The following is a 16,027-nucleotide window of genomic DNA, read 5'->3' on the forward strand; positions in this document are numbered from 1 at the left end:
ATCCGCCTTAGTTAGTTTGCCATGACAGCCGCAGCGCTTGCTGCTCAGCAATTGTCAAATCATCCGATGGGGTCAAGTAATCCCACACAAAAGGCTCATACTCGCGTTTGTAGTCGCGCACCATGACTAGATATTTTTTGTTGGGGTCTAGCCCCATAAATAAGTAGTGACCGTTTTTAAGTGATGTTACGATTTGCTCGACTACCATTGTGTTGGCATTGAGCAACCAAATTTTACGTGATGCAGGTTTGCCTTGTACCGTAACAATGCCGTCTCCGCTACCTGCGATATAGCCTGCACTAAGCTGCCCATAATAAATACCAATTATCATTAGTAGCTCCATGTATCAGCATTAATATATAGGTTGCTGCTAGACCTACCCCCAGTAGCGTGTACCACCATGTTTGACGAGGTGTCTACAACAGCGGTTACCACATCAAAATTATTAGCTGTTGCTGTGCTTAAAGGCGCATATACACTAGGCAACAGGTACAAATCGCCCTCTGCTACAATAAATATCGGCGTTAAGTGTGGCGATGTGGTTTTTGACACTAGACTATCTGACATGCTATTAACATCAACAGTAAGCACGGTGTTTGCCCCCAAAAGTATCTTGCCAGACACATACCTATTTGTAGCTTTATCAACAGTATTGTTTAAACTCCTAGAAAAAATGTCAGAGTAAGCGCCATCGTTATTTGCGCCACCTGTATGTTGTAGATAAACGGCGTCCTGTCCAGCTACAGCGTTTTGTAAGTCGCCCACATAAAAATATGCCCCTGTTTTAGTGGGGTTGCCATCGGAGAATCTTTGATCGCAAAAAAACCAAAAACCCCTAGGTGTTGCCACGAGCAGCCACTTGCCTGTTGAGTTTGCTTTTGCGTACTTAAACGCTGTTGCACACTGCAATTTTAGGTCGCCAGTGTTTGCATCAGTCATATTAAGATAGACCTGAGACGCCATCTCTGTACCAGTATCAGCCGCGCATCGTAGATAAAAATCAGTATGAGGCCCAACGTCTGGTCGAAAAACTTTAATGCCTGTTGCTGTATCTTCGAAAGGCATTGTCCAACCCGCAGGCTCTTTTGTCCCATATCCCACAGCCAGACAAGCTTTAAAAATAGTAGCGACACAACCTGCTGTTTTATCTAACGCAGGTGCGCCAGCATCATCCCACTTATAAACTTTAACTGGCAAAATTTCTGGTGTTAATAAACTCATTTTTTATCCCTATTTATTTAGTACAAACTCATACGGCCCATGACTGACAGGCTCGCACCCATCGGCAACGTAAGTAATACCTGCTATTAAATTAGTATCGTAAATAAACGACCAATTACCAGCCCTATCGGGTATCGACTTACCTAAGAACTTCCCGTCCTTCCATCGAAAAATCAAAATATAATCAATCGCTGTGCCGTCATAGCGTTTAGCCCTGCCTGTGATTGTTGCCATATCAGATACCTATTGTTAGCGCTGTCAGCGTGACATAGCCACCCTGATACACTTGCGACTTATCAAGCGTGATCTCTGTTGCTACATCAAGCTCAGCGATTAACGTGCCGCTTGCATCTAAAATCTTGGCCGCTGTTGGCACACCTGACGCGATAGCCATGACCTTTGGCGGCACTTTAAACGTCATGACAGCATTAGCGATAGACTCTTGCACCGGATTAAGTAAAGAAAACTCAGCAGCCAACGTCTCGCCTATAAACAAAGAGAGCACTGAGTTAGTGCCCTCGTTTAACTTGTCAGCAATCCCTTGCAAAGCGGCGTTTTTTGCATCGACACTTAATATCATGAATCACCTCGCTCGCGGTCGATGTTTGCGTGGTAACCAATAGTAAAATCATAGTTATCTTTACTACTGCCCTGATGCTGCTGGATAGCGTTGCCAATCCATATAGGATATTTAGCAGCAGCGGTATTGAATCTGACTGCGTTAGCAGCAGACCAACCACCACCCCATGCTGCTGCTGGTATCGTGAAATACGGATAGCCAGTCATAGGGTTAATTGGCGCTGTCAAAGTGGTCGGTGAGCCTGAGCCAATCTCACCGACTGTTTGGCCAATAATGCGGAACGCTGTTTGACTGGTAAACACCAGCGCCCAACGCTCCTCGATAGCATCGCGGTTTGTCACCACGATGGGATTATTAGTAACTTGCAATTGTGACGTTGTAGCGTCACCAATTAGCGTGTCACTCCAAACACCATTGCCCCATGATTTTTGACTAAAAATATTGTAGTCTCTCGCTTGCATATCACCCATCAGCAACATAGTGCTAAATACAGCCGCATCTGTGTAGTCATGCGTTATTGGATTTAGTAAAGAGACCACGTTGCTATTTACTGACTCAACTTTAGCCAAATCCATAATGCGATATCTGACAGTTAGTGGAGACGTGTAAAAAGACATATCAAACATGCCATTCAAGGTCAAAGTGCCAGCGTCCAAATCAATATCAAGGTAGTCGCTATTTACTTTTGCTCCGTTTACGTCAACAACTGATATATCAGATAGGCGCTCAAATCCTAAGTCAAACGTGTCATTTGGCGCATTGGTCGGCAGCTCCATCAGCTTTAATTCGGTAATCGTAACGAGGTCGCCAATATCAACCAAGTCTACAAGGCCATCGTCAGGCAATCTTGTTAGGTTGACGCCTACTTTTTTACTATCCAGCGATACGCCAGATGGAGCAATACGAAGCTTGCTAGATGATAGCGTTACTTGCTCAGCACCAAAATTGGCAGCCAAGCCTAGTTTTGTGGCGCCGTAAAACTTCAAATCAGGGTCTTGGCGTGTAGCAAAAACAGTGGCAGGTTGTACGCTATTAGCAGCGCCACCAAAATCATAATCTAATTTTTCTTTAATTGTCATTGATGCCACGTAGTAGCTGGTAATATCTATCTGCACTTCCGTATAAGAGACGCTTAGGACTTTGACAAATTGATCGTACAAAACCGTACCGATTGGCGGACTTTGCACTTCGCCATCTGGCACTGGCTGCATTAACTGCGTTATCTTTATAACGTCGCCATTGGATACGAATTGGCCGTCAGTCTGTTTTATTAAAAACTGCAATACTCGCAGGCCTTTATAATTCTTGCCTTGATAAAGGATTTCGTAACCCTCTTGCGGTGTGGCGTACTTATAGACTTCCTCTTCAATATCGGTACGCTCGTCAGCAAAACGTGTGCCGGCAATCATAAATATTGACATATTGGGATTGCTTGGTACTTCTGTCACAACAAGCCTTGATGCTTGTAACAAATCATTGTTTGCGGTATTGACTGACGGGAAAACCTTGCGGAATCTAACACGGCCCTCTAGCGCGTCAATATCCGACACGTCAGGAAACAAGTTGTTAGATACGCCATCCACGACAGCAATACCCGTTGGCAGACCGCCACCATCAGGTGTATCAGCCATAATCTCTGACTTTAGTATCTCTAAATCGTTTTGAGTAATCGCCATGTCGTCATCCGTCAAATTTTAGGCATTAAAAAACCCACTGCGATGAGTGGGCTGTGGCTTGTTATGTATTAATTACTAGGTATCTCTAAAAACCTAAGCGTCACATTATAGTAATCGGTCAATTCTGGACTGGTCGTGTTCTTGACTGGCTTAGCTTCAATCGCCTCACCTGTTGTGTCAAACATCACCTTTACACGCTTTACTGTCCCATCGGCTAGATAGTCTAGCCAAAACGTAGCGCCCAGCTTGTCACGCTCAGATTTGAGAGCATTAACCGTTTCTCTAGTCAGTACGCCATGACTATCAGGTGCTTGCATCGTGTACGGTCTGCCGGCTTTACGCTCTGATTGCTCGACTATCATCGTACCGTCTAGCGCGTACTTGGTATTTGATACTACTGATGACCAATCATGCTCAGCATCAGGATATAAGCTATCAGACAAGATAATAACGTTACCCGTGACAATATTTGTCAGCTTAGTTTGTGCATTAGTACGCATAATCATTCCTTTTTATTTAATTAAGCCATCGACTCGCAATGACTTAGTTAAATAAAAACATTAAACCAAATCACTCTCAATTATCGTCAATCCCATATCGTCAAAAGCTGCCAGCGGCTCAAAGTCAATCGCACACATAATCTTAGCTGTACTTACTTTATCGCCCTGCTTATACATCACGACTTTATCTAGTGCTTGCTGTGCTGCTGTAACGTCTGCATTAACAGCATGAGTAGGTAGTGTGATATCAGTTAAGCTAACACCAAACAACCCCAAGACAACTGACTTAATCGCTGTTGAGCATACTGCGTACAAATTACCGTCTTTGTCCTGCCAATTAGCTGCTGCAAACGTCTTATCATCGTCTGAGCTTTCGCCTACGATTAACGCAAGTTGATTGGCTTGCGGCATTAAAGCTTCAGGCACAGCAAGGGTCATTCTGTGCGTGTAGTCACTCATGCAATACCTCCACATTTAGTTGATAGGTAATTTTCTATTTTTAGTAATTTATCTACACTGTAATCATCTAGTAGTATTGCACCGTAAATACTCCCTGAAAAATACTGACCAGTAAAGTTAGCTGAACCAAGCGTTACCCAAGTTGTTTGTGCCGTCGCATTAGGTGCAGTCGCCTTACTCTCAACCCCGTTTAATCGCCCAGCCGTATAACCGTTATCTCTAAAACCTGTGATAATGTGCTTGCTTGCAGCCACATAAGGAATTGTCACCTCATCACCATTAGGCACTAAACGAAAAAATGCTGAGTCCCTAAATACCCCCATTTTTGCGCTTCCGTTGCTACCGCCAAACATCAAACTATTGATGGGTCTATCGGTTCGCAAGGACGCGCTAATTGAGTTGTTATTTTTAAGCGTTACGGAAATGAGTAATTCATCATCCACACCGTCAAAGTTTAGCCAATACAAAATACCATCTGTTTGGTAGGTGGGTCTTGCAGCACTCAATGTTTGCGTTGCATGATTGCCGTTGCCTGACTTATCACGCATAAGCGCCACAGGGTCGCCATCTTTAGTGACTGGCACTGTCCCTGCTACGTCTTGAAACAAGGTTGACTTATCCGAGGGGTCGTACCATACGCCTTGTTTGCCACCTGCGAATAAGTCTAAAGGGCTAAATTCACTCGAGCCAAAACCAAACGTCTTAATACCAAAGCTCGGTCTATCAAATCCAAAATACTGCATGATAGCTCCTTACTTGATGACGTTGATAGGTGCACTGTCTCGCTTACTATTGCTCGCTAATTTACAATAAACGGCTGTTTTATAAGCAAAATTAGCAGGTTCGTCCAGTTTTATTTTAATGCTAGCGCTATCGGTTGGTGCGGTCGCACTAATAGCAATGTGATAAAAGTCGCCGATGTAAGCAGCTTGCACAGTGCAGTCACCGTCTGATAATTTAGTCCACGCCTTTGTTACTGTTGCTTGTGTAGTCGCTGCCATATTCAAAGCCTTTTATTTAGTAGTGAGTATTTCATTTGAGTAAGCAACCGTCACGCAGTCACTTAATTAAACAAAAATAGGTCTATGCAATTTCACATAGACCTATCAAGCTACAGGTTCACAACCTGATAAGTTGCACCTGCATCTTCATCAAACAAGCACTCACCCTCAATGCTCATCTCTGCAAAGTTCTCATTGATAAGGTCATAAGTATCGGCTGGATCAAGTTTGACACGGTAAGCAGTCGTAATCTGACGACCTTGCTGACCAACCGTGTTGATACCATCAAGACGGACTTCGTAATAGTCAACATCGTCGGTCATTGGCTTGGTTACTTTAGACTCACCGTAACCGTAATCGATTGCTAGCGGCGCGGTATGACCACCTGTTAGTAGCTCAACACGTCCATAGTCAGCATCAACCGTGTAATCAGCACCTTCGACCAATGGTCCATCTGCTGCATCAGTGATAGCCACGTCTGACACGTTACCGTGTTTCAAAAAGGTCATATCGCCAATGTTTTCGCCAATGTTATGACTTTCACCTGTTACGGTAGCTGCTGCCACAGTTTCAACAGTTGCTTGCAGTGCTGCGCGCATTGCATCATCACGGCGCTCTTGAATGGTTAATGAGACAGAGGTTTTTTTGGTGCCCTCACTCACATCCCACAATTGGTTGTTGCCAGAGTGGTTCTCAAACAACTCTTGTTTGCCATCGACTGAGTGACTAAACGCCATTGCTGACGCTACGCCCACCCAAAACGCTGACTGCTTAACACCGTCTTTAACTGGTGTCATATAGATTTTACCCTTACCAATAAAGGCGTGGGACTGGTTTAAATTATCTGCCATGAGTTTGTCCTCAATTAAGGCTTGAATTGTGTACTAAAAGTGAAAGGGTAAAGCGCAAACGTGCTGAAATAGTCCGGTCTGCCTGATGTGCCAGTACGCTGTAAAGCGCCGTGCCAGTCATCTAGTTGATAACCCTGCACATGATTAATTACTTTGCCGATAAGCTCTCCTGCATCGCGCATAAGAGCCGCTGTATCTGTCTGTGCTGCTTGATTGCTCACAGCGACAACGACCGTCCATTGCTGCACGTCCACACTGTCTAGTGAGCCAACAGCGTTTGGATTATTGCTTGTGTTGACGACATAGAGCGCAGGTGTGATCTGCTTAGTAATCTTACTGATATCTGCAACGGTGCCAATGTGCTTAACACCCCACTCGTCAGCCTTAGCCTCTAAATGCTCGATTAGGCCAAGACCTACCGCGAAATAATTACTCATAAGTCCACGTCCATAATCCGATTGATGATGTTGAGCACACTGGCTCTGTCGTCGTCATTCATACCAAGATACGGCCTTGCTGGTATATCGCCCCATAGGTGAGGAAACATTGCTTTAGTGCCGCCGTAGTGCATCATGCGAGCGTAAACCACGTTTGTGCCCCACTTGACGCCATCGGGTAGCGCAATATAGGTCAATGACGCCATTAAACGACCAGTATCACGCAAGGTCTGACCACGCTCTCTGATTGCACGTTGAGACGGCAGCCACGGTTGACGCTGTAGATCATGCTGATTAGCAAAACGCTCCTCAGTTTGATAGACCATCTCAGCGCCAGTCATGCGACTAAACTTTTGCATCTTTTTACTGTCAAAATACAGATCACCTAGCCGCCTGATTATCTCATCGCCACCTGATAGCTCCGCATCAAACATAGTCATCTCACATTAGGCATCTTGGCAAACACGTCATCGCCGAACACTTGACCAGGATAGCTACTGCCAATTGGCACAGCAGGCTTAACATAAGTGCTTTGCTGCTCCTCGGCTGTCAATGGCTCAGCAAATGTGACGTTGGCTTTACCTGCGCCAACGTCTTGCAGCCATTTAAGCGCCTCTTTATAACGTGACTCAACCTCGTCAGTTGGCTCGTTCATATAGAGCAAGTAGCGTGCAATATCAGCACACACCAGTTTTAGATGCTCAGTTTTATTCAATGGCGTTTGATAGCGTATGGATAGGTAACTGTTCATCTTCTCTGACGCGTCTGACAGCGCGTTAGTGACTGCAAGCAAGCCGTCGTTATGCATCGACTCAAGCTCAGCTATAGCAAGCGCACCAAAGCGGCTTATTAAATCGTCATGAGTCGCGTACATAATCAGTCCTTTGGAAAGCGTGCGATTAGCTCAGCTTTGGTATCTGAGTCGTTGTACTCGATTTCTTCATCATCGAGTAAAGCTGTTAGCTCGGCTTTGGTGAGCTTTTCCAACTCAACCACTTCGCCACCTTCGCCAGTATTAACATCTTCGCCTTCAACGGTTTCAGCTTCCACAATAGCGCCTTTACTTAGCAAAAATTCAGCGCGATCTTCGGTCAAACCTTCGACAACTTCGCCAGTTTTAAAACGGCCTACCGATTGTTTTGCAATATACTTAGACATAATTTGCTCCAAAAAAAGCCCTGCGATTAAACAGGGCAATTAAAGTTAGTTGATATTAAAGAGTGATAAAACCAGTACCGCCACAAGCACCATTTTTATTGATGGTCACAGGTAACGGGCTTGAGTCGGCGATAAATTTATCAACAGATGGATCATCGCTAAATACATGATAAGGCATCAACTCCATTGCCAACTTAGCAGGGTTTTTGCGGTGCTTAATCATGCAAAAATACAACGGATTATTGACCTCAGCAATCAACCAAAAGCCATCTTCTGGGATCATCATTTCGCTTGTTTCGTCTTCTTTTTCAAACTCAGCGTCATAAGTCCAAAAGTTGATACCATCGACCGTGCCTTGTAGCACAGCTTCTTCACGACCGCCAAACGTCCCACCAAATACGCGAGTAGCATTATCGCCACGAGCAGCAGTGAGTTTGTCGTTAAACTTATCATTGTCGCTCAATGCGTCGAACACGCGGCTTGGCATGACAGCATCAACGGCGCGGCGCTTACCGTGCTCAAGTAGGTTCTTAACCATATTTTTGATGTCTTGATATGGATCAGCCCCTGTTTGGTCCCATGCAATTGTTGGACTGTAGGTCAGGTCTTCGTGACGACCAAAATCAACAGTCACACCCGCGTTATCATCACCTTGCACAACCACCTTGCCGTACAGCAATGCATCACGGCACATTAGGGCGATACGGGCATTTAAAGACTTACGGATAGTAAAGTAAGAGTAAGCCGCCGCCATTTCCCACTCGTCTTGCATGGTTGGTGGCACACCTGCGCCATTGGTAGCAATGACACGCATAGTTTGCAGCAACTTTTGCAGCTTGGCATCAATCTTGCTTAACGGCTCAACCGTCATCGCAGGCTTAAAGTAAGGCGCGGGGATATAATCCACATTGGCTTGTACTTTATCTTTGATGACGCGGCCTTGTGCAGTCGGCACAACCGCAGGGGCTAGCGGCACATAGGTCTTAATATCACCCACAGGTACTTTGTCTTCATTGTTTAGGTAAACAGCATCTGGGAAATAACGGTCACGAAAAAAGCTACTTACTGGATTGCTAAAGTCGTAGACCGCAGCCAATTCCTCAAAACTGGCAGTGTCAAGCGCATCGCCATTATCGAATGTAAATGTTGCCATCTATAAATCTCCTTATTTGACTACGCTAAGCGTAATTTTAGTGTTTCGGTTAGCGTAAGCTCGTGCAGCCAGTGTCTGCGTTGCATCAAGCGCTGTGCCATTAATCTTGACTTGTGACACGTCAAATTTACCTGCAACATACACGGGCATTTCAACGCCCATTGATAGTTTCTCAGTGGCTTGCTCGGCGGTCACGTCAGCAAGGCAGATAACGTGCCAATCCGCACCAGTCGCGCTGTGAGTGGCGGCGTTGGTGTCCGCAGCGACCACAAGCAAATCGCCTTTCTTATAGGCGGTGGCAGTCGTTGGCACAACACTGTCAGTTGTTGGCATGATGTCCACTGGTAAAGGGTGCTGGGTTGTAAGCGTAGTTGCGACCATTATTTAGCTCCTTGTGCTTTAGCTGCTTCAACAGCTGCTAGAATTTTACTTTCGCCGCCTTCACGGCCATTGGTTGCTTGAGCCTTGTCCAAACCATCAGGTAGCTCAGGCGCTTTCTTTTCGACTGGTTTTGCCATAAATTCAGCGACAGCAAATTGCGCGTCATCCATCGCTTTAAACGCAGTAACTTGCTCGTCGGTAAACTCACGACCAGTATCAGCGGCTAACTTATCGATAGCTGCTTGACGGGTTGCCGCTTGCGATTCTGCTAGTGCGTCCTTAGCGGCCTGCGCCTCAGCCTTAGCATCAGCAATCTTTTTATCGGATGCAGCTTTATCAGACAATGCCTGATCTTCTAGCTGCTTGATTTTGGCTTGCGCCTTTTCTAACTCGTTCAAGTCGTACTCCTCGGGGTTATTGTTGCTCTGTGCGGCACTGCTTGATGTTGATACGCTATCTGCTATCCCATCAATCAGACCTAATTCTTTGGCTTTAACGGCGGTGAACACGTCACCTTCCCAGCCTTTGACTGTTTTAGCATCAACGTTACGCTGTGCTGCTACATGATTAAAAAAGATACTGGCTGATTCATCGACGCCTTCTTGTAGACGCTGCTTTTCATCGTCTGTCAGTGGCATAAATGAGTTGAATGCTGCCTTCCATTTGCCTGATCGGAACAATGAAACCTTTTCGCCATAGCGTTCAAGCCATCCGCTTTCCTCAGTGTGGACCACATAAACACCGATGCTGCCAATACCTGATTGCTTAGATGCTGTAACCTTGCTTGTGCTAGCACCTAACCAGTAAGCGGCTGAATACATATCACCACTAACAAACGTTTCAATCGGCTTTGCAGACTGGTAGATGGTCTCAGTGATGCCGTCAAGGCCTGCGACATAACCACCGCCACTATCAATGTCTAAGACAATGCTTGTCACCGTATAATCGTCATTAGCTTGCTGTATGTAGTCAGCTAAGTTTGCATAACCTGTGACACCCCATGAGCGATAATCACTCGACGTTTCAGGTACTAACAGACCGCGTACATCAATAGTCGCCACGCCATTCTCAACTGTATAAGCCGCTTCGCCATCATCATCGTCATAGCGTGATAGCGCCTTGAAGTCGATAGACGCAAGCTGATGCTCAAGCCCTGTGCAGCTCATGAGCGCATGGCTGTCAATGTCGCGCTTAATCTTTGCTTGTAAGTTCATATTTCACCCATTAAAAAACCGCCCTTATCGGCGGTCTTGTTTTTGTTTCTTGCGCTTGGTGTAGATGGTCATCGCTATATCAGCTATCAGCACAATAGCTTCGAGCAATCGTTTACGCTTATTCATAGCGTGCTCACTTATGCGGATTATATGGTGGTTTCGGTGGCGCTCGTCTGCTTAGCGGTACAGGACCATTCCAATCACCACGCCTAGGCGGACTTGGCGGTAATGCTTGCGGTCTAAAGTTGGCCTTTGTGAAGGCTACTACCGACCTATCGCGCCCATATCTATCAAGTTTAACTTTTATTTGCGGCTCGCTTTTAATGCAGTGAGTCAAAAACCAAATACCCAACCCTGTGAGCAATCCAACCAAGTACATAACTACAATCATGCTCCCTCTTCATCAATCAATTCCTGCGCCTCACTAATCAACGTTGCAAGCTCTGGTACTGGCTGAGCCAACATCACCGTGATAGCTGCTTCAATACGCTGTCTTGCTGCCAATATCGCATCTGACTGCTTGTAGTACGTGATAGCGAGTTCAGCTATCTTATCGTTGACCAGCTTGTTCATGTTGCCCGTGTACTGTGCGGGTGTGCCACCAATCCAGTCTTTATCATTTGGCACGTCAGGCAAATCACCATCATCAGTAATACCTTTGGCCTGTGCTTGAGACTCAGTAAGCGAACGCATTATGCACCGGCAGCGATAGCCCGATGGAGCATAGTGCTGTTGCCAGAATGGATCATCAATATGTCTGACTACGCCATCTAGCACCTTATGAGCTGGGCGCTGTCTAATATCATTGATACCGTCCCGCATCAAATATGGGCGTTCGTCTTTGTTCTGTTGCTGCTGATACCATCGACCACGACCATAAGCGCCTTGAATGTTGGTGCGGAAGATATTATCTAGTCGATGTCTTGGCAGATTAATATCAATATCGCCCGCCTTAACAGCTTTCTGAAAGTCTGCAAACGTACCGCCATCGACTAATTGCTCATTGACCAAGCCCATCACATGCTTAATCTGCTCAGTTTGTGCCAGTCCTGCAATAGATACCGCTTGCTGACGCTGTATCGGTGTCATGCGGTCGTAGTATTCATCAGGAAGCACTACGTTACGATTAAGCGCGTAAGCAATGGCTTCGATGAACTTTACGTCAAATCCTGCTGTTGTCGTTGCCATTAGTGGCTCACTTTATTTTGCACATTAAAAAACCACCAATTAAGGTGGCTGTAAATCATTATGCGTTTGTTTTTTCTGCAATCTCTTTAGCTGCCAGTAGTGACCAATAATCACAGCCGACATACTCAGCAACGTCACGCTGTCTTACGAATACTCTGTCAATTCTACATAGGTGTATCATTGTTTTTGCGTGTCTAGCAAGGTTCAATCTAGTTTTATCGTACTCTCTTTGCTCAAGATGACCTTTGATATAATCATCATCATTATGCTCGTCTAACGCTTCGGTAGTTAGTGATAAATTAAGCTCAAACTTGGCAACAATGGCGGTCTTAATAGCCTCAAATGACTGCTCATTACTAAGGGCTAGACCTGACCAATACATACCTTCTTCGTTATCTTCTTCGCCATATTCATATACTTTCATAATCAAATACTCTTATCGGTGAATAAAAAGCCGCCACCTACTTGCAATAGATAGCGGCTGCTCTGAGAAATATGCTTATCGCGCATGAATCGATTAAGTCACAAGTGTAGAGTTCTCAATAAAGAGAGGTAATTACCTGCCTTAATTGCTAGTGTTTTTCTATGCAGCCCACTTACTAGCTTAGACTGTTCACTATCCCTGCTAAGCAGCCCTAGTGACAAGGGTTTCTTACCCAAAAAAAATAAGGTTTTAGTGCTACTTATCGCGAATGTTCACACAAGGACTTTAAACCAACTATGCCGTTACTACCTTTATCCGTAAGGACAGCCGACGGTAGGACAATAGTGTGATTATTATAGCATTTTTACCGAGAATAATACATCAAACCTCACTCGATTCATCAGCAAAACCATGAGCATCAGACACAGCTAAAAAAGTATTAACTAATTGAGTGAAATCACTGTCAGCTAAATCTTCACCGCATTGATTAAATAACTGTTCGCGTAAGCTAGCGACTCTATCATCATCAGTATCACCCTTGACACTTGCGATAATAGATTTAATATCACTTGCTTTAAACGGCTGTATGCTCAATTCAAGTGCGTCATCTGCGACCTGTTCAAGCTCTTGCTGCTCGTCAGTAAATTCACTATCGCTGTCAGCAGCTTTAAACGGCAGCCATGTTTTGTTAACCATTGACGTATAGCGATTTGCTTGTGTTGACGTTGGCAACTTAATAGCGCCTTGTCCATCACCATAATCCATGTGCGAGATATGCTGCTCGTTATAGCCATGCTCGTCTACAAAATACGACTTAGTAAAACGAACACCCATCTCATGAGCTTTTTTGTCCGCGTCTAACTGCTCTTGATTGATAAACTTTTTGGCAACCCATTTAAACTCAGGTATCTCAAAGCCGTTAGCTGTACAGATCACATCAATGAATCGTTGAACGGCTTTAAGCGCATGCTTACGGTCGCTACTAAAGATAATCTCTTGCTGCTCTTGGTGCACAACACCTTGACCGTAAGTACCGCCTTTATCCGTACCACTGGTAAGCGTCTGACCTAGTAAGTAAGTCGTAATACTTTGCTTAACTACTGAGTCATAGCTAACAAATGCCTCGCCATTGCTACCACCTGTTACCGCTGTCACATCCTCATCAGCGCCAATAGTCACAACACCTGAATTATGTGCTGCCAGTATTGCATCTGCAAATTTCTGCGCATCTTCTTCACTACTCGCATCAGTCTTACCGATAAGCAGGGGTGAACCAAAACGCTCTAAGAACTTAGACCAAAAACGCCAGCCGTTGGTTTTAAAGTAATGCAGCCAGTAGACACGGCTTAGTATAGACTTGCCTTTGGGGTTTAGATACGTCGGTTTATGCTGCTGGTATAGATAGCGATAGTAAAAGTCAGCTTGATCACTAATCATGATCGGCTGACTACCATCGTTTGGAAACCATTGTAGTGCACCGCCAGATAACGGCTCAAACCACTGAATAGGTTTTGACATCATCGAGGTGACCGCATTACGCCCATTGCTATCTTTACCCCATAGCATTTCAATCAAATCATAGCCGTACCACTTACTAAGCGATGAGCCTTGTAATATCGTTTCAAGATGCAGGTCTAACTGCTCATAGATAAAATCAGCAACAGCGCCCTCACTCGGTGTAATCGTGTACTCAGCACTACCTAACTCTTCTTCACGTCTATCAATCGCTTGGTCAATGTCTGGGTCCGTAAGCAATGTCTTTAGCGCATGACGGCTGATACCGGCCTTTTTAAGTATTTCGTCAGTGTCAGTACGAATCAGGTAGCGGTAAAAGGTCTTACCTCGTAGGTCAGTTGCTTGCTCTTGGCTTAGCGCTTTACCTGCTGTGACACGGTAACGCGGTTTTTCAGTTATATCGTTCATCTATACGTCCGTTTGCCAGCAGTGGCTCTATGTCGTTTAGTGGGTTTGTTTTGAATCAATGGTTCAAGCGCATAGCGGAGAGCATCCGAGTAGTGATCATCTTCGTCTTGCGGCACAGCCGTAATCTCGTCAAACTTATCTTTTTTGAAACTATAAGCAGTCAATTCAGCGCGACAAGCGTCAGCATCAGGATGTATTACGATTTCATCAAACGACTGTATGTAAGCAATACCTTCAATAACGCTACCTGACCACTTCTTGCATGCTTTTATCAGCGGCACCGGATTATCTTTATCTTTCCTAACCTTACTTATCGTTTCAGGTCTTGCGCTGTCTGCTCGGCTCGTGTATTTCTTAATAACTGGCACATGTTTAACTAACCATTCAGCAGTATCATCAAGCTCAAGCTCTACTTTGTCAGCCGCATTGCGTATGTATAATGTATTACCTTTAATATAGTTTTCCAGCACGGCGTTAGGGTCATTACTAAAGCCCCAATCGACACCGATTAGCGGATCACCAAAGCTATCATCAACATCAAACGCTCTTGAGACAATCTTTTTACCGTAGATACTCGCATCCGTGATTTGTAAAAATTTACCTTTCCATATCCACGCATAGCGCCCAGCGTCGCCTTTAGCGTCGCGCTGTCTTTGCCTCTCAAGCGATGGTGGAAACCATGGGTTATCTGTGTATTGGATATCAATAACTAGCTTACGGTCATCATTTTTAGCCACAAACTCTTGATATGTTGGGTCATCCTCAAAACGCGGGTTAAATACAACATAGATACGCACAGCACCATAACGAGGTGTTGGTAGTAAAATATCCCAACTGTTTTGTGATACGTTTTCAGCCTCATCAACTAAGACAACGCGTAGCTTGTTGATTGACTTAATGCTTGTAATGTTTGATTTAAGACCTGCAAAGATAAACTCAGCGCCAGTCCTAATATTGGTTATTGAGGTGTTGAGTATCTTAAAATCTTTACTTAACCCTTTGTCCTCAATGTAACTCACCAGCATTGAATAAATACTATCGCTTACCGACTTCTGTATCTCACGACAGCATAGAATCACACCGTCATCAATGTAGCTCTCTAATATACCGATAGCAGCCAACGCTTGAGACTTGGCAGCACCTCGACCGCCCTTCCATACGATGATGTCATAGAGCGCTTGTGATAGGTTGTTAAACGCAGGTAGTAATTTATTCGGTACGGTCACCTGATGCGCTGTTGTCATCTGGTGATACTCCTACAATATTAAATACGGGCTTCATTGAGCCGTCGCTTGATGTGTTATCAATCTCCTGCTTATCACTATAACCATGCTTAGTCATCATCACTTTAGCGATAGAGGCGTTAAAATCACCCATTAAACCGCCATTAATCAGCATAATTGCCTGTAACTGCCTAACCGTCTCTACGATGTCCGAAAATTCAGAATCTTCACCTTCGTATTTGTAAACTGACGACCTTGCTACCCCTAAGTAATAAGCCAATCCTTCAACAGTAGGCAGTACAAAACCGCCCTCTCTAAACTCATTAATATATAATTTAGCTTTAGTTATTAGCTCTGGCGTTAGATTGCTCTTTCTACCTGCGTTACTCTCACTCACAACACCATGAGGCGTATCATCATTCATAACGCCTCCTGACGTTCACATATAAAAAAGCCCATCAAATCAATGTGGGCAAAAGGGGTTATAAATCAATCTTATGTTTCGTAGCTAATCCGTTAAGCTCTTTGCGCTCATTAATCTGCTTGGACATAGCTTTATGCTCTATGGACATTGAGCGACCTATAATTAAGAACCATGAAAAACCAACGGTCATTGATATAGCTAATAAGATTAGAAT

22 protein-coding genes are annotated in these 16,027 nt (G+C 44.7%); all 22 read right to left on the reverse strand.

All coding sequences use genetic code 11. From position 1 onward, the window contains the following. Window positions 1-7 precede the first annotated feature (7 nt). Window positions 8-331 carry a hypothetical protein gene (locus BTW00_RS05295; RefSeq protein WP_083603579.1) on the reverse strand — a complete coding sequence of 108 codons (324 nt, stop codon included), beginning with the start codon at window positions 329-331 and terminating at the stop codon, window positions 8-10. After that, complete coding sequence (locus tag BTW00_RS05300; RefSeq protein ID WP_075106553.1) at window positions 331-1,221, reverse strand: hypothetical protein; 891 nt, start codon at window positions 1,219-1,221, stop codon at window positions 331-333. The genes BTW00_RS05295 and BTW00_RS05300 overlap by 1 nt, the downstream gene beginning before the upstream one ends. Window positions 1,222-1,230: 9 nt before the next feature. Then, window positions 1,231-1,455, reverse strand: a complete 225-nt coding sequence (locus BTW00_RS05305; protein WP_075106554.1) for a hypothetical protein — start codon at window positions 1,453-1,455, stop codon at window positions 1,231-1,233. A gap of 1 nt (window position 1,456) precedes the next feature. Next, window positions 1,457-1,801: a hypothetical protein gene (locus BTW00_RS05310; RefSeq protein ID WP_075106555.1), complete on the reverse strand. Its 345-nt coding sequence runs from the start codon at window positions 1,799-1,801 to the stop codon at window positions 1,457-1,459. Continuing rightward, the gene (locus BTW00_RS05315) at window positions 1,798-3,477 is read right to left on the reverse strand and encodes a hypothetical protein (RefSeq protein WP_075106556.1); all 1,680 of its coding nucleotides are present in this window, start codon (window positions 3,475-3,477) and stop codon (window positions 1,798-1,800) included. Before BTW00_RS05315 ends, BTW00_RS05310 begins: the two co-directional genes overlap by 4 nt. Before the next feature lie 68 nt (window positions 3,478-3,545). Then, a complete protein-coding gene (locus tag BTW00_RS05320; RefSeq protein ID WP_075106557.1) occupies window positions 3,546-3,977 on the reverse strand; it encodes a hypothetical protein in 432 nt (143 codons plus the stop codon). Window positions 3,978-4,037: 60 nt separating this feature from the next. Continuing rightward, window positions 4,038-4,436 carry a hypothetical protein gene (locus tag BTW00_RS05325; protein ID WP_075106558.1) on the reverse strand — a complete coding sequence of 133 codons (399 nt, stop codon included), beginning with the start codon at window positions 4,434-4,436 and terminating at the stop codon, window positions 4,038-4,040. After that, window positions 4,433-5,179 (reverse strand): hypothetical protein, encoded by a 747-nt coding sequence (locus tag BTW00_RS05330; protein WP_075106559.1) that lies wholly within the window; start codon window positions 5,177-5,179, stop codon window positions 4,433-4,435. The genes BTW00_RS05325 and BTW00_RS05330 overlap by 4 nt, the downstream gene beginning before the upstream one ends. Window positions 5,180-5,188: 9 nt before the next feature. Further along, on the reverse strand, window positions 5,189-5,437 hold the full coding sequence (locus tag BTW00_RS05335; protein WP_075106560.1) for a hypothetical protein: 249 nt from the start codon (window positions 5,435-5,437) through the stop codon (window positions 5,189-5,191). A gap of 110 nt (window positions 5,438-5,547) precedes the next feature. Further along, window positions 5,548-6,288: a hypothetical protein gene (locus BTW00_RS05340; protein ID WP_075106561.1), complete on the reverse strand. Its 741-nt coding sequence runs from the start codon at window positions 6,286-6,288 to the stop codon at window positions 5,548-5,550. A gap of 14 nt (window positions 6,289-6,302) precedes the next feature. Continuing rightward, a complete protein-coding gene (locus tag BTW00_RS05345; RefSeq protein WP_075106562.1) occupies window positions 6,303-6,725 on the reverse strand; it encodes a hypothetical protein in 423 nt (140 codons plus the stop codon). Further along, a complete protein-coding gene (locus BTW00_RS05350) occupies window positions 6,722-7,159 on the reverse strand; it encodes a phage virion morphogenesis protein (RefSeq protein ID WP_178379257.1) in 438 nt (145 codons plus the stop codon). The genes BTW00_RS05345 and BTW00_RS05350 overlap by 4 nt, the downstream gene beginning before the upstream one ends. A 2-nt stretch (window positions 7,160-7,161) precedes the next feature. After that, a complete protein-coding gene (locus tag BTW00_RS05355) occupies window positions 7,162-7,599 on the reverse strand; it encodes a gp436 family protein (RefSeq protein ID WP_075106564.1) in 438 nt (145 codons plus the stop codon). Window positions 7,600-7,601: 2 nt separating this feature from the next. Further along, entirely contained in the window at window positions 7,602-7,883 is a 282-nt protein-coding gene (locus BTW00_RS05360) for a hypothetical protein (protein WP_075106565.1), read from the reverse strand. Window positions 7,884-7,938: 55 nt separating this feature from the next. After that, the gene (locus BTW00_RS05365; protein ID WP_075106566.1) at window positions 7,939-9,036 is read right to left on the reverse strand and encodes a major capsid protein; all 1,098 of its coding nucleotides are present in this window, start codon (window positions 9,034-9,036) and stop codon (window positions 7,939-7,941) included. 12 nt (window positions 9,037-9,048) lie between these two features. Beyond that, window positions 9,049-9,417 carry a hypothetical protein gene (locus BTW00_RS05370; protein WP_075106567.1) on the reverse strand — a complete coding sequence of 123 codons (369 nt, stop codon included), beginning with the start codon at window positions 9,415-9,417 and terminating at the stop codon, window positions 9,049-9,051. After that, window positions 9,417-10,631 carry a S49 family peptidase gene (locus tag BTW00_RS05375; RefSeq protein WP_075106568.1) on the reverse strand — a complete coding sequence of 405 codons (1,215 nt, stop codon included), beginning with the start codon at window positions 10,629-10,631 and terminating at the stop codon, window positions 9,417-9,419. Before BTW00_RS05375 ends, BTW00_RS05370 begins: the two co-directional genes overlap by 1 nt. A 387-nt stretch (window positions 10,632-11,018) precedes the next feature. Continuing rightward, window positions 11,019-11,819 (reverse strand): phage minor head protein, encoded by an 801-nt coding sequence (locus BTW00_RS05385; protein ID WP_075106570.1) that lies wholly within the window; start codon window positions 11,817-11,819, stop codon window positions 11,019-11,021. A gap of 58 nt (window positions 11,820-11,877) precedes the next feature. Continuing rightward, a complete protein-coding gene (locus tag BTW00_RS05390; protein WP_075106571.1) occupies window positions 11,878-12,243 on the reverse strand; it encodes a hypothetical protein in 366 nt (121 codons plus the stop codon). 381 nt (window positions 12,244-12,624) lie between these two features. After that, complete coding sequence (locus BTW00_RS05395; protein WP_075106572.1) at window positions 12,625-14,166, reverse strand: DUF935 family protein; 1,542 nt, start codon at window positions 14,164-14,166, stop codon at window positions 12,625-12,627. Next, window positions 14,163-15,410 (reverse strand): PBSX family phage terminase large subunit, encoded by a 1,248-nt coding sequence (locus BTW00_RS05400; RefSeq protein WP_075106573.1) that lies wholly within the window; start codon window positions 15,408-15,410, stop codon window positions 14,163-14,165. Before BTW00_RS05400 ends, BTW00_RS05395 begins: the two co-directional genes overlap by 4 nt. Next, window positions 15,376-15,813, reverse strand: coding sequence for a terminase small subunit (locus tag BTW00_RS05405; protein ID WP_075106574.1), 438 nt, complete (start codon window positions 15,811-15,813; stop codon window positions 15,376-15,378). Before BTW00_RS05405 ends, BTW00_RS05400 begins: the two co-directional genes overlap by 35 nt. Between the last annotated feature and the right edge of the window lie 214 nt (window positions 15,814-16,027).

The organism is Psychrobacter sp. C 20.9 (assembly GCF_001921765.1).
GTDB classification, from domain to species: Bacteria; Pseudomonadota; Gammaproteobacteria; order Pseudomonadales; family Moraxellaceae; genus Psychrobacter; species Psychrobacter piscatorii_B.